Annotated in this window: 13 protein-coding genes and 1 pseudogene; 5 read left to right on the top strand and 9 right to left on the bottom strand. The window is 49.0% G+C overall.

The annotated features are described in order from the left end of the window. Positions 1–108 precede the first annotated feature (108 nt). On the bottom strand, positions 109–1,401 hold the full coding sequence (locus E0698_RS21750; RefSeq protein ID WP_192512892.1) for an MFS transporter: 1,293 nt from the start codon (positions 1,399–1,401) through the stop codon (positions 109–111). A 272-nt stretch (positions 1,402–1,673) separates the two neighbouring features. After that, a complete protein-coding gene (speE, locus tag E0698_RS21755; protein ID WP_134914520.1) occupies positions 1,674–2,501 on the bottom strand; it encodes a polyamine aminopropyltransferase in 828 nt (275 codons plus the stop codon). 263 nt (positions 2,502–2,764) lie between these two features. Between speE and E0698_RS21760 the strand changes: the two genes are divergently transcribed. Next, positions 2,765–4,822, top strand: a complete 2,058-nt coding sequence (locus E0698_RS21760; protein ID WP_192512893.1) for a transglycosylase domain-containing protein — start codon at positions 2,765–2,767, stop codon at positions 4,820–4,822. 80 nt (positions 4,823–4,902) lie between these two features. Here E0698_RS21760 and E0698_RS21765 read toward each other — a convergent pair whose 3' ends face one another. Beyond that, a complete protein-coding gene (locus E0698_RS21765; protein WP_134911686.1) occupies positions 4,903–5,349 on the bottom strand; it encodes a transporter in 447 nt (148 codons plus the stop codon). Between the two features lie 134 nt (positions 5,350–5,483). Further along, complete coding sequence (locus E0698_RS21770; protein ID WP_192512894.1) at positions 5,484–6,533, bottom strand: hypothetical protein; 1,050 nt, start codon at positions 6,531–6,533, stop codon at positions 5,484–5,486. A gap of 123 nt (positions 6,534–6,656) precedes the next feature. Here E0698_RS21770 and E0698_RS21775 point away from each other — a divergent pair, with 123 nt between their 5' ends. Further along, positions 6,657–7,064, top strand: a complete 408-nt coding sequence (locus tag E0698_RS21775; RefSeq protein WP_134911687.1) for a VOC family protein — start codon at positions 6,657–6,659, stop codon at positions 7,062–7,064. Between the two features lie 81 nt (positions 7,065–7,145). After that, complete coding sequence (locus E0698_RS27725) at positions 7,146–7,220, top strand: putative holin-like toxin (RefSeq protein ID WP_443146918.1); 75 nt, start codon at positions 7,146–7,148, stop codon at positions 7,218–7,220. A 161-nt stretch (positions 7,221–7,381) separates the two neighbouring features. Here E0698_RS27725 and E0698_RS21780 read toward each other — a convergent pair whose 3' ends face one another. The 5 genes and pseudogenes from E0698_RS21780 to E0698_RS21800 form a co-directional block, all read right to left on the bottom strand. Then, the gene (locus E0698_RS21780; protein WP_337916438.1) at positions 7,382–7,960 is read right to left on the bottom strand and encodes a hypothetical protein; all 579 of its coding nucleotides are present in this window, start codon (positions 7,958–7,960) and stop codon (positions 7,382–7,384) included. Between the two features lie 83 nt (positions 7,961–8,043). Next, a pseudogene (locus E0698_RS21785) lies at positions 8,044–8,319 on the bottom strand (YunG family protein). 57 nt (positions 8,320–8,376) lie between these two features. Continuing rightward, entirely contained in the window at positions 8,377–8,922 is a 546-nt protein-coding gene (locus E0698_RS21790) for a histidine phosphatase family protein (RefSeq protein WP_134911688.1), read from the bottom strand. Positions 8,923–9,096: 174 nt separating this feature from the next. Further along, the gene (locus E0698_RS21795; protein WP_134911689.1) at positions 9,097–9,603 is read right to left on the bottom strand and encodes a PTS sugar transporter subunit IIA; all 507 of its coding nucleotides are present in this window, start codon (positions 9,601–9,603) and stop codon (positions 9,097–9,099) included. A gap of 454 nt (positions 9,604–10,057) precedes the next feature. Then, positions 10,058–10,564, bottom strand: a complete 507-nt coding sequence (locus E0698_RS21800; RefSeq protein ID WP_192512895.1) for a YwhD family protein — start codon at positions 10,562–10,564, stop codon at positions 10,058–10,060. 124 nt (positions 10,565–10,688) lie between these two features. On the opposite strand from E0698_RS21800, the gene E0698_RS21805 reads away from it, so the two are divergent. Both E0698_RS21805 and E0698_RS21810 read left to right on the top strand, forming a co-directional pair. Continuing rightward, entirely contained in the window at positions 10,689–12,701 is a 2,013-nt protein-coding gene (locus tag E0698_RS21805) for a M1 family metallopeptidase (RefSeq protein WP_192512896.1), read from the top strand. 11 nt (positions 12,702–12,712) lie between these two features. Then, positions 12,713–13,540 (top strand): hypothetical protein, encoded by an 828-nt coding sequence (locus E0698_RS21810; RefSeq protein WP_192512897.1) that lies wholly within the window; start codon positions 12,713–12,715, stop codon positions 13,538–13,540. Positions 13,541–13,598: the final 58 nt, after the last annotated feature.

Raw genomic sequence — 13,598 nt, forward strand, 5'->3', positions numbered from 1 at the left:
CCTTGGAAATGACGGGCTTGGCTTATTTTCTTACCCTAAGCTAGAAAATAGTAGAACTATTATGTAGTCCATCAATACCAGTTGACCCGTCCCACGAATGCCTTAGCTTCAAATCCCTGCGCCCGTTGCGGTTGGATGGTCCACTTGCTCACTTTCCTGAAAATCTCGGCGATAGAACCAGCCGATCAGGACAGCAATGGTCGTCATGGCCGCAGCCAGCAGGTACACCTGCACCATACCAAAGCGGTCTGCATACCAGCCCAGGAATAGCAAAGACAGGCCGAAAGCGAGATTCGTAAGCACATCGATACCCGCCATCACTTTGGGAAGCTGAGCGGCCGGGGCACTCGTTTGCAGCAAGGTGCGGCGAATGATGCCAGCCATTTGAACCGGTAAGCCGGATACAGCAAAAAGAACAAGCGCAGCGACCGGGATCGTATTGAGTGCAAACACTATCGTAATCAGCACATACACAAGCAACGCTCCGAGCATGTACAGGAAGCTGTTCTTTTGCAGCCGCTTAACCAAGCCGACGACAAGCAACCCGCCCAGAATTGTTCCGGAGAAAAAGGAAGCATTCATAAAGCCCCACCAGCTTGCATCCTGATGCAGCACCTGAGTAACATACGCCAAAATAAATACACCCAGCCAGGAGGTTCCTCCAATGGTATCCACACTATCCACGATCATCAGAGACCGGATGCGGCGGTTATGCCAAATGATTTGCCATCCTTCACCAAGCTCCTTCCAGTGAGAGCCTTTTTCTTTTGACTTTGCGGTTTCTGTTGAATTGTTCGAGGATTCTGAGGATTCGGGGCTTAATTGCTTTTGATCCAGCGGATCACGAATGAAGGACGTAACCGTTACAGCCACCAAATAACAACAGGATGCGATCACAAGCGTATTCAGGGAACCGAGCCAGGCCACAATAATCCCGCTCAACGCCCAGCCTGCACATTTAACCACTTGATCACTGACCGCCACCATGCCGTTCGCACGCATCAGCCCCTCGCCAGTTGCCAATCGGGGTACAAGCGAATTACGTGCCGGGTTGGTCCAGCCATCCAAAAATGACATGCCGAACACCATCACAAAAATGAACAGAAACGACCTCTGCTCAGGTGTGATCCACAGGTAAAGCAGGAGTAATGTAAAAATGACAAACTGCCCAAGTTGGGAAAACAGCAACACCCTCGTTAGCCGGAAACGACTGAGAACCACGGGAGCCACCAGTCCACTCAGCACCTGCGCAGACAAGCGGAACAACGGAATTAAAATGGTCGTCATTAAAGAATTACTGGAGCTGAACACCAATACCACTACACTCAACATGTAGATGATATCTGCTACGTTGGAGATCGTCTGAGACCCCCACAGATAATAAAAAGAACGTCTGATCAAAACAACTTCCCCCTCTTTCGTACATTGCCGATTGGTTTGTTTACATAACCAAACCTCCCCTAGATGATATTTCAATTCTGTCTAATGTTTGGTTTTTTGTATATTCTACACACACCCTTAAATTTCCTTCTTTTATCTTAAAAGGAAATCCGCTGTCCAGTATGCTTTCACGCTCATTTGCCCCTTTTATTAAATATCAAAAAAGCGCCTATAGCGCTCTTTTCCACCCAAAAACAGGTTACAAAGAATGCCTAGACGCTTACTAACAAGGGCTACTTCGTCAAATCCTCCACAAATTTAGGCAGCACGAACGCTGCTTTGTGCAGACGCGGACTGTAATATCGGGTGTCCATTTCGGGAATCTGTGCCTCGTCGACTTCGAGCGGATCATACTTTTTGCTGCCCAATGTGAATGTCCACAGACCGCTCGGATAGGTCGGAATATTCGCCCCGTACACACGTACAATCGGGAAAATCTCCTTCACATCTTTGTTGACCTTCTGAATCAGATCGGCTTTGAACCAAGGGTTATCTGTTTGCGCCACAAAAATGCCATCTTCCTTCAACGCTTCAAAGATGCCTTGGTAAAAACCGCGTTCGAACAGCGGTGCTGCCGGGCCAACGGGTTCCGTGGAATCGACCATAATGACGTCGTATTCATTTTTGTGCTCCAGAATATGCATGTAGCCATCATTGACCAGCACTTCCACATTAGGCTCGTCCAGCTTTCCGGCAATTTCGGGCAAATATTGTTTGGAATATTCGATCACCTTACCGTCAATTTCAACCAGCACGGCCTTTTCGACCTCAGGGTGCTTGATGACCTCACGAATAACGCCGCCATCGCCGCCGCCCACCACCAAAACCTTCTTTGGATTCGGGTGTGTGTTCAGAGCCGGATGCGCTACCATTTCATGATAAACGAACTCATCCTTCACGGTCGTCATCACCATGCCGTCCAGTACGAGCATATTGCCGAATTCCTCCGTCTCCATCATCGCCAGATCCTGAAAATCCGTTTTCTCGGAGACATAGGTTTGTTTGATTTTTGCCGTAATGCCGAAAGAGGAAGTTTGCTTCTCCGTAAACCACAAATCCATCATTTCAACCTTCTTTCTCATTAAAGTATGTGTCCGACAATAAACACGATATCTGCAACACATAATCGCCGGGTTTGATATATTTATTGTAACCAAACACACTGCACTTTCACACTTTTTTGCATTATAAGCGATACCCGGATAGCCTGCAAAAGCCTTTTTAGATTGGATCTCGTATAAAATGTACACGTACGCGCATCTGATGAATAGACGCTTTCGGATTGACAATACTGAGAACATCAACCAAGGAAGGAGGTGGCATGATGGCCGGTACAACTAAGCAATCCCCCAAGCGCAAACCGCTCTGGGTTCGATGGTTTCAGGGACTGATGTCACTCACCATTCTGACGGTCATCGCCGCCTGCATTCTGCTCGCCTATTTATATACGACCAGTCTTCCACTCGCGGATACGGATCGGAATTCACGGCTGCTCGACAGTCAGGGGAAAGTCATTGCCACCTTCTCTGCCGGAGGCAAGGAGTCTATCCCTGTCCAACTGGATCACATTTCACCCGATCTGATTGCGGCTACGCTGGCTGTAGAAGACCGGAAGTTTTATGATCATTTCGGGTTTGATTTCAAAGGTCTGGGCCGGGCGGTGCTCGTCAATGTGACCCGTTGGGACATGTCGCAAGGGGCCAGCACGCTGACACAGCAGCTTGCACGTAACCTGTATCTGTCCCATGAAAAAACCTGGACACGCAAGGCCAAGGAAGCCATCTACACGGCGCAGTTGGAAATGAAATACACCAAGGACGAGCTGCTGCAAATGTATTTGAACGAAATCTACTATGGTCACGGTGCCTACGGCATTGAGGCGGCTTCCCAGATGTATTTTGGCAAATCCGCCAAGGATCTCGATCTGGCTGAAAGCGCACTGCTGGCGGGTATTCCGAAAGGACCGACCTACTATTCGCCGTATAATCATATGAAAAACGCCAAGGATCGGCAAAAGGTTGTACTTGATTCCATGGCGCTCACAGGCAAGGTCACTCAGGCCGAAGCCACCAAGGCCTATGGGGAAATGCTTGCCCTGCGGCCCGAGAGCCAGCGCCGGACAGTTGAAGCCGCGCCCTGGTTCCGCGACTACGTTCGCCAGCTCGTGATTCATCAGCTTGGGATTAGCGAGGGCGTGCTAGAGCATGGCGGTCTGAGTATTTATACCACGCTGGACATGCACATGCAGCAGGCAGCCGAGGCCGCAGTAAGCGAAGGCATGAAGAGCAGCAACGGTCTGGAGACGGCGCTGATCTCTATCGACCCGCGTAGCGGACACGTCAAAGCGATGGTCGGCGGAGCCAACTATGTCGCCAACCAGTACAACCATGCGCTCGCCACGACCCGGCAGCCCGGATCGTCCTTCAAGCCGATTATGTATCTGAGCGCACTTGATTCCGGTGAATTAACGAGTACGTCCAAGTTTGAAAGCCGACCGACGTTGTTTCACTACGACAGCAACCGCAAAACCTATAAGCCCAAAAATTTTGGAGACAAATATTTGGGCGAAATTGATCTGCGACGCGCGATTGCAGCGTCCGATAATATTTATGCCGTAAGCACCATTTTGAAGGTGGGAACGGATAAGGTCATGGACCTTGCCCGCAAAATGGGTATCACGAGCGAGCTGAAACCCGTGCCTTCGCTGGCGCTGGGCGTGTCGCCCGTCAGCCCGTTCGAGATGGCCTCGGCCTTCTCGGTCATTGGCAGCGGCGGGCAAAAGGTCGCTCCGGTGGCGGTGCTGCGCGTCACCGATGCGGCCGGGCGGTCGCTCTATGAAGCGCCGCAGGCCGCGCCCGAGCAGGTGGTGAAGCCCGCCTCCGCCTACGTCCTCACACGCCTCATGGAAGGCGTGTTCGAGGAAGGCGGCACCGGCAACCGGGTCGCGAAGCTGATCAAGCGCCCGGTTGCCGGCAAGAGCGGCACGACCAACACCGATGCGTGGATGGTCGGCTTCACACCCGAGCTGTCCACCGCCGTCTGGGTCGGCTACGACAAGGGTAAGGCCATCAGCACGCAGGATGCCCGGCGGGCGGCACCGATTTTCGCACAGTATACGGAGAAAGCACTGGAGAATGTGCCGCCCAAAATCTTTCCCATTCCTGACGGCGTCGTCAGCGCCTACATTGATCCGGCCAGCGGCAAGCTGGCTGCACCGGACAGTCCCGACAAGCGGCTGGAAGTGTTCGTAAGCGGAACAGAGCCGAAGGAAACACTGTCGGGGCAGAACAACCCGCCGGAAGCAACGCAGAATGACCAGGCGGAGCAGCAGGCTGAGAAGAAGTCATGGTGGGGCAATTTCAAACGATGGTGGATGGATTAACCACAAAAAAGACTGAAGGCACGCTATCAGCGCTCCCTCAGTCTTTTTGCTTTCTTTTTACATCAACCGCCAAATTATGCTTACCAATAGCAGCTAAACGACTCAATGCGGTTGGTGTCTATCCCAAAATATGTCCAAAAACGGCCGTTCCACCGGAACCCCGCCACTGATGTTCTGCCTACAAAGACCGGATATAGCCAGAAGCGCTCTCCACTCGTCAGCCATATAAACGTGTTGCGGAACAAACAGCCGGAAATGGCTCCGGGATCAATAGCATAGGCGGAGACCAGCGGCTTCGGTGGTGTAAATTGCGGTGGTGGGGCAGTGGGCGCCTGAACGCCTTGTGGTCCTCCTTGCGGACCGAATGATCCCGGCGGCGGCGAAAACGACCCTTGCCCTGTTGAGGGGCCAAAAGGCCCCTGTGGTGTACCAGGAAATTGTGGACTCGAAGGGCCTGTTCCTGGCGGCATGGATGGACCCGGAAACCCCGTTTGCGGTCCGAAAGGACCCTGTGGCATTAAAGACATGCGGTTCACTCCTTGTGTTCTAGGCTGAGGTATCCTATGCGAGACATCAGCCCGTGGACTGGGCGAATCCCATACCGCCACTGCATTTATCTATTTCGTCCCTTTACATCCATAATTCTTACATCCTGACCCGATTAACTCCCTGTACGAACATGCTCCAGCTCGATTTCATGCCACATTTTAATCTCAAATCGTTTTCTCAACTCGTTATACTGATCCAGTAGTGGATGTTCATATCCGAAGTGATCCGTAATCCAGCCCACAATAGAGTCATCCTGATGTTCTGTGGACCAACTGAACAAATCTCTATACAGTTCGCCAAATGACTCCTCGTTACTGCGGGCAAAGCGGATGGGCCGTGCCGTATAACTCAGCTTTAATTCCAACATTACGCACAACACATCCAAACAGTATTCCAATGCCTGCACACCTTCTATAGATGCATCGTAGCTTTTGATATCCCGAATAAGCTCCCTAAAGGTTAATCCTACATGCTGCATAGCAAAATAAGACCACACACAGCTACCCGTAGCCGTCCCGTGAGCCTCCCATTGCGGATTCCACAAAATAGATTGAATCGTCTCCTTCTGTCCCTTACCAAACAATGCAATTCCCGCGATAATCCCCGCATTACAGTCTACGGAAGCTTGCTTTTCTCCCCAATGCACCAATCGCGGAACCATGTCCACATTAGCGCATTTGAAGCTTAGTAGCGGCAAAAATTCATTAAACAAGCTCTGATCCATTGCTTCTTCTAATTGAGCCACCAGCCCTTCACGATACGAATCGCATGGAAGATGCACCAGTCCCATACAGGCATCCACAGATGTGGGCCCACATTGCCCGTTCACTAAAGCGACGAGGTCAGCCGTAGCCTCCGCAAAACCCAAATAACCCAACACATGCAGCACACCATCGGGTATATGTTCTGAGGATGTCTGATTTCGAACGTAACGTTCGTACATATCCTGCGCCAATGCCGTATCCCCACACCTCATGATCGGCTGAAGCAGCAGTCCTCTAATATAATGATAAGGAGCATCTTTAAAAAGCTTATACAATCCCCAAGCATCCGCCGTTGCCCCGTATTGTGCAATCACATCTATGTAAGCGGAAATCACACTGGCGTCCAGCTTCTCACCTGATTCGAACATTCGAATAAGCCTTGCTGTCGTTTCCATCATTCTGTTTTTCCCCCTTCCGAGAGTATGTAAGTCTTCATGGAGCACTTCTTATATCGCTGAATATTTCCATTAAAAAAGAGAGAAGATGTTAACATCTAACATCCAGTCCAAGGAGTTGACCTCATGCAAGATTCCAGTCCAAAAATTACAACATTTTTCATGTTCTCCGGTCAAGCAGAAGAAGCCATGCAATTTTATACCTCCGTTTTTGAGCCATCCAACATCGTCAGTGTATTCTATCAAGAGGATGGAAGCGTGTTACATGCTGTATTCGCTCTAAAAGGTCAAACCTTCATGGCTATTGACCAGAACCATCAGGACAAGCACCCTTTTACTCCGGCTCTATCGCTGTTCGTCACCTGTGACTCGGAAGAAGAAATTCATCGCGTGTTTGATCAGCTATCGCAGGAGGGGCAAGTTCTAATGTCGCTCGAAGCCTCGCCCGTAAGCCAGCTATTTGGCTGGGTTCAAGATAAGTACGGGGTTTCATGGCAATTAAATTTGGCAAAAGGGCAACCTACGATGTCCTAATATCCCGATTGCAAAATAACCCGACTAAGATAACTCTGATCTCAGTCGGGTTATTTATTGTTGAAGTGTATTCATGATCACATGCTGACCTTTACCTTGATGATCATGTTTGGCATGTTCATTCTGACATTGCTTACCTACATGAAAAAGAAATAGACCGCTCCCAATCAAGGTATCAGTCTACCATTCGACCCTACTGCCGACTGCTCTTTAAACAGTTGTTTGTACACTGGTGTCGTGTTCCCGCACGGCTCCTTTACTATTCTCACCTCAATATAGCTCATTTTATGACGTAAATGCATCCTTTTTCAAAAATTTCACTTATTACCCTGTGTGCTTTCGTGATAAAAACAGACTTGATCCTTACATCCATAACGAATGGTAGATCCAGTATCCTCATAATAGCCCACATCTTCGAAATCCGCGGGCTTTGTCGCTTCAATAAGATTCAGCAAATCCTGAGCAACTTCTTCTACAGACTCTTTCTTGGTGTCCCCTCCTATAGCTGGGCCTCCCGGTCCCTCGTATGCAGTCAATATCCAGCTTTGTCCATCCGGATTTGTTGCCTTAATTATGTACTCATATGCATCTTCAAAATTTTTTGATGTCCTTTGAGGTTTTCCGAATAAAGTAATTAGCGCTCCTCTAAACTGAGCAACAGTCTCCTCTTCCAGCGATGTAGCATGAAGAATATTGGATGTCATCAATGAATCCTTTGGATCATTAACTTTTTTATAAATAAATTTCGTTACATACTTATCACCTGAATACTTTTTACTTTTTGGGGTTGCTTCCTGTTGATCCAATGTTATTGGGTTTCGTTTAGAAGTATTCAGTACCAAGCCACAAACAATCGCAAGAACGATAACCGCAACTGCTATATATTTGTTAATCACACTCTCTCCTTACTCCCAAAGCCTATTTAGCTACGGAAACATCTTAAATATAAATCAGGCTACAGAAGGTGCCCAAAATTCGCTCATTCTTTTTCGTTTAGAAATTCCCCTAGTCTCCGACTTAAGGCTGCATGCTGCTCTGCATTGGTGTCCGAAAAAGCCTCCTCCCGGTTGGAATAGTGCTAGCCACTATCCAGCCATGTCTTCAAAATATCGCCACCAAACCTGTCCTGCACAACGAGCGCTGTGACACCACATTGTCCCGCCGCAGGGTTATTTGCTGTCCATTTAGAGCTAGACTCCAAAGACCAAGCTTGAAGCAGCGCCTTTTCTAATTCTAAAAAACGGTTTGCGTTCAACATGCGCCTCCCCTTTCGATTCCATTCTGCATTTATGGTGAATTGACTTCACTCATTTCAACACGTAGTCCACACTCTGCGAATCTTGGCTTCTGCTTCTTTTATTTCTAGCAAATACACGTCGGGATTCGAAAGTTTTTTCCACTCCTCAAACCCAAACTGCGAATCGTAATGTCGAATGAGAAGTGACAGCAAAGCCCCATGAGTTACAATGATTATTGTTTTTTCCGTCCGTTCTATAAGCTCCTGCACAAGCTGTATTCCTCGATCTGCTGCTTCACGGGATGATTCGCCCCCCTCCAGCTTCAAGTCTTCGTCCAGATAGGTCTGTTTCAGCACGTCCATCCAATTATCCAAATGTTCACTGCTAAGCACCCGTTCCTGAAGACGTAGGTCCGTATATACCTGCAACTTTTTCTGTTCAGCCAAAGGCTGAATGGTTCTCAAAGCTCGTTCCCACGGGCTAGATACGATATATTCTACACCTGCATTTCCCATAAAAGACGACAACTGCTCAGCCTGTCTGACACCTTCTTCGGTCAGTCGGGCATCAGGCTCTTGTCCGGTTGCTTTGGCATGCCTGACGAAGTATATCTTTTTCATATAGTATCTACATCCTTTCGCCCTGCTCAAACTAGATCGCTATAAACATAATCTTCTCATATAAAAAAGAAAAGACCAACCAAAACCCCCGGTTAGCCCTATCCCAAACATTCTACTGTTAGACCCTGTGAATTCATCCGATAATCCTGCATAACAGGTACTTAAATGTGCTGACTAGCCTTTCAAATGGACTCTTAACACAGGTGCATCTGGAGAAACAGACGAATCTTGCAATATTTCCACATGGCTGATCATCTCTTGCCCGTCTGGAACGATGACCGGAGTAATTAGAGATAATTCGGCCTGTTGGATAGAATCCATATCAAATTCCATCAATAATTGCCCTGCTTTAACGTTGTCTCCTGTTTGGACATAGGGGTTAAAGCCCTGTCCTTTGAGAGAAACCGTATTAATCCCGACATGTACCAAAACTTGTACACCGCATTCATGCTCAAGTATCAGGGCGTGCTTACTTTTCTCCATCACATGAACCACTTTGCCCGTAAAAGGAGCCGTAACCTTTCCTTCAGACGGATGAATAGCGATACCGTCCCCCATTGCCTTCGTAGAAAACGCAGGATCTGGAACCTCTGCAAGGGAAACAATTTGTCCTTTAATTGGCGCTGCGATGTCGAATTCTTCAACACGTGGAGTTGCTTTCTTTTTCAACCATTTAAACATTCTACTAACGCCACCTTATTTACAGATTACATTCATAAACAGTGAATAAGACTTAACTACACCCTTTTGGGAACCGGTTCCATAAAAGAAATAAATAAAAACCGGGTTTTGGAACCGATTTCTATTTGAATTATAGTGAATGCCTTTCTATGATGTCAAGGCGCTATCAATCAAATAACCACACATATGCTTCAGCTTTCTTCTACTATTAACGCATATCTGAAATATGTAAATAGAAGAAGCTGCTAGGCACAAAAAGACGACTCCTGATCCATTCAGAAGCCGTCTTTTAACCGTTTAATAAAATCTTCACCTTGTCTTTGCTTCAATGCATAGTTGTACCAACTCATAGGCAGAAGAGGTATGATCACAATAGATAATATCCAAAGGAATAAAGGTGCGTTGTGCAGGCAGTTCCCCCCCAATATGGAAAAACTGCCTCTAACCAAAGTTATTACCCTTCCAGCACCTGCTTCAATTCCTCAGGCGAAGCGTCCCACCATTCCTCGTTATGCGAGATCAGCAGGCTTTTGAGCGCTGCTTTATCCTCGCTGCCGAGATCATCCAGCATAAAACGGCGCTTGAGCGCGTAGTCCATTCGGTTGACGTGATCGGCGAGGATTTTCCAGCCGCGTTTGGCTTCGTCGTCAATCAGCATCTCACAGGCAGTCGCTCCACCGTACACACGCCCTTCGGGTGTGCGGTCCACGGCTACCCATACCAGCCATACCTGGCGTCCGTTCGGTACATCCTCTTTATTGGTAGAAAACTTAATCCCGCGTTCTACTTTACTTTTGGCATGCATGGCACCGACATCAATTTTTGCCTCGCCGCGGTCAATAATGACCGGGGACATGCTGTTCAGGTCGATTGAACCTGCGCCGAAGCCCTTATGTTTACTCTTGCCACTGACAATGTTCAGTGCAATCTGTTTTTTGCCGTCCGGTTGATTTTCACTCATGCGTCACTAAGCCTCCATTTTCCGTCTTGACACTCATTCTACACTATAAATATTTTAACTAATAATCTCCCGAAAGCAAACATATACATGCTGTAGATGCTTGTCAACGGGAGGTATCCATTGTATGACCCCAGCACGCACCAAAATCGTTTTATTGTCTACACTAGCCCTCGGTCTCCTCGCAGGGACGTTATGGTTTGCCTGGCAGCCTCAATCCGAGTCGAATTCGCAATCCTTGGGCAAACCGATGTACGATTCCCAGTCGAAGTCTGCGCTTGCGCCAAACATGGGCAAGCCCCTGGGGGCAAATATCCTGCCTGACGTACCCAAAAGTCCTCCACAGCCTGCTTCGGAGATTCTTAGCAAGCGTGTGGTGGAATACCACATTGACGTGTCTCTGGAAGAAGGACAGGTTTTGCGGGGCACCGAGACGCTTACATGGAAGCATCCGGGCACCAAAACCGTGAACGATCTGTACCTGCATCTGTACCCCAATGCCTTCTCTTCCATGGAAACCACCTTCATGAAGGAATCCGGGGGCAAGCTGCGCGGCGACACCATGCCCAAGAACGGCTTTGGCTCCATGACACTAACTGAACTTAAAACGGAAGACGGTTTATCCCTCATGCACAGGACTCAATACGTACAGCCGGATGACGGTAACGTGAACGACCGCTCGCTCATGAAGGTACGTCTCCCCAAGCCGGTCCGAGGCGGTGAAAGCATTACATTATATATGAAGTTTGAGGTAAAGCTACCCGCCATCTTCGCACGTATGGGCGCAACAGATGATTTTGTCATGGCAGGTCAGTGGTTTCCCAAACTCAGCGTCTACGAAACCGCAGGACAGCGCGGACGCGCCGAGGAAGGCTGGAATCTGCATCAGTATCATGGAAACTCCGAGTTTTACGCAGATTTCGGAATTTACAGTGTGCGGATTCGAGTGCCTGAAACACACATCGTGGCTGCAACCGGATTTCCCACCCGTGGAGCAGTCCGGCAAAATGGACAAAAAATATATCAATTCTATGCCGATGACGTGCACGACTTTGCATGGGCCGCTTCACCGAATTTTGTAGCCGCAGAAGAACCATTTTCCTCTGCTGAGGTGCCGGGTGTCAAAATCAAGCTGTATCTCGACCCATCGCACAAGGAGCTCAAGGGACGCTATATGAGCGCAGCCAAGGCCGCTCTTTCCTATTACAGCAAGTGGTACGGGCCTTATCCATACTCGACCCTGTCCATCGTTGTACCACCCAAAGCAGGCAGCGGCGCGGGCGGCATGGAGTATCCCACACTCATTACGGCTGCAGCGGCGGATAATCCGAATCCCGGCTATAGTCTGGAGCGGACGGTCGTTCATGAGATTGGGCATCAATATTTCTATGGAATGGTGGCAAACAACGAATTCGAGGAACCATGGCTGGATGAAGGCTTTACCTCTTATGCAGAGGAACGACTCATGGAGCAGGAATATGGGCTCGTCCCTAACTTGCCGTTACAGTCTGGACAGGTATCATCCCCTCAGCCGTTAAACCGTGAGTCTTGGAAGTACGGCTCGGCTGCTAAATATGCACAAAATGCCTATTCTCGGGGCAAACTGGTGCTGCGTGGCATTGAACGACAGGTCGGCGCGAAAAAAATGGATCGCATTATGCGTACCTACGTCCAGACCTACCGATTCAAGCATCCATCCTCGCAGAATTTTCAGCGTATCGTCGAAAGAGTCACCGGACGTTCGTGGAGCCACTATTTTGAACAATATGTATACGACGGCCAGATGGCGGATTTTTCAGTGGATCGCATTACGAACCGCAAGCTGGCCAATGGATACGAAGCAACCATTACACTCAGCAAAAAAGGGGCGGATTATCCCAAGGTCCCTGTTCAATTTACCTTCAAGGACGGCACAACGATATTTAAGGCATGGGACGGAACGGGCAAAAGCACCACCTATCGACTAAAAAGCGCATCTCCGGTCTCCCATGTGATTGTTGATCCGCTGTACACGATTGCGCTGGAGAACAAGCATATCAACAACAACCTGAAGGCCGAACTGAACGAAAAAACCCAGACCCGTTGGAGCATAAGTGTAACCAAGCTGCTGGAGACACTGCTTGGAAGTCTGTCATGGTGAGGTGTCTATAGATGCGTACTGTTATAAAAGAAGGCTGGGCGCTTGTGCGCATACAATTTTATATTGTCATCATTTTGTTTCTGTATCGACTGCTATGGGGCGTTTTTCTCTATCGGCTGGTACAATCCGCCGTTACTCCCCTGCTGCTGCGCTACCCCGATCAGGGTCAAAATGAACTGGGACAGACGTTGTTTTGGATGGAGAGCCAGATTGCCCTGACGGACAACCAAGAGGTTCATATGTATCTGTGGATACTACTGGGGGCAACGGTGCTGCGTACACTGATTACCCCCTTCATCCGGGCGGGAATATACCAAAGTCTGCACACCCATGCGACCGAGCCACAGAGTCTGTCCTTTTTCCGCGGAATGAAACGTCATGGCTTGTCATCGCTGATCTATTACGTCATCGAGCTTGGACTCCTGCTGCTCCCTGCTTTCTGGGTGGTGCCTAAGCTCTACCCTATCGTGGCAGGGGCGCTGCAATCTCCCGCCTATCTCCTGCATGTGCTGCCCTATGCCATCGGTTGGATTGCTTATGGCTGGTTCATCCGCCAGTGCATCCTGTACATGCAGCTAGGCACCGTAGGTGGTCACGCCATACAATCGTCGCTGCTTGCCTTCTTTCGCCAAATCCTCCCGGCTATCGGTATTTCGCTTCTGCTCGGTGCAGGTGTACTGCTCGTCCTTGGTCTATTCGGCACCATGGCGATGATTTGGACTGGTATGCTGGCACTCATTCTCCAGCAAACGTATCATTTTGTTACCAGTCTGGTCAGGCTATGGCACATCAGTTCACAGTACCGACTATGGCATACCGATATCTCCGGCAGAGGTTGAACCTTCACTCCGTTCCTCCCGAACAATTTCTGGCTGTCCAAAGACAACTATCCATCTC

This window comes from Paenibacillus sp. 23TSA30-6, assembly GCF_014858585.1.
GTDB lineage: Bacteria > Bacillota > Bacilli > Paenibacillales > Paenibacillaceae > Paenibacillus.

What these genes read in the sequence shown, in the direction of transcription:
- E0698_RS21770 (WP_192512894.1), bottom strand. Translation starts at nt 6,533, where the DNA reads ATGATGGAAACGACAGCAAGGCTTATTCGAATGTTCGAATCAGGTGAG.
- speE (WP_134914520.1), bottom strand. Translation starts at nt 2,501, where the DNA reads ATGGATTTGTGGTTTACGGAGAAGCAAACTTCCTCTTTCGGCATTACG.
- E0698_RS21765 (WP_134911686.1), bottom strand. Translation starts at nt 5,349, where the DNA reads ATGTCTTTAATGCCACAGGGTCCTTTCGGACCGCAAACGGGGTTTCCG.
- E0698_RS21790 (WP_134911688.1), bottom strand. Translation starts at nt 8,922, where the DNA reads ATGAAAAAGATATACTTCGTCAGGCATGCCAAAGCAACCGGACAAGAG.
- E0698_RS21795 (WP_134911689.1), bottom strand. Translation starts at nt 9,603, where the DNA reads ATGTTTAAATGGTTGAAAAAGAAAGCAACTCCACGTGTTGAAGAATTC.
- E0698_RS21800 (WP_192512895.1), bottom strand. Translation starts at nt 10,564, where the DNA reads ATGAGTGAAAATCAACCGGACGGCAAAAAACAGATTGCACTGAACATT.
- E0698_RS21805 (WP_192512896.1), top strand. Translation starts at nt 10,689, where the DNA reads ATGACCCCAGCACGCACCAAAATCGTTTTATTGTCTACACTAGCCCTC.
- E0698_RS21775 (WP_134911687.1), top strand. Translation starts at nt 6,657, where the DNA reads ATGCAAGATTCCAGTCCAAAAATTACAACATTTTTCATGTTCTCCGGT.
- E0698_RS21760 (WP_192512893.1), top strand. Translation starts at nt 2,765, where the DNA reads ATGGCCGGTACAACTAAGCAATCCCCCAAGCGCAAACCGCTCTGGGTT.
- E0698_RS21810 (WP_192512897.1), top strand. Translation starts at nt 12,713, where the DNA reads ATGCGTACTGTTATAAAAGAAGGCTGGGCGCTTGTGCGCATACAATTT.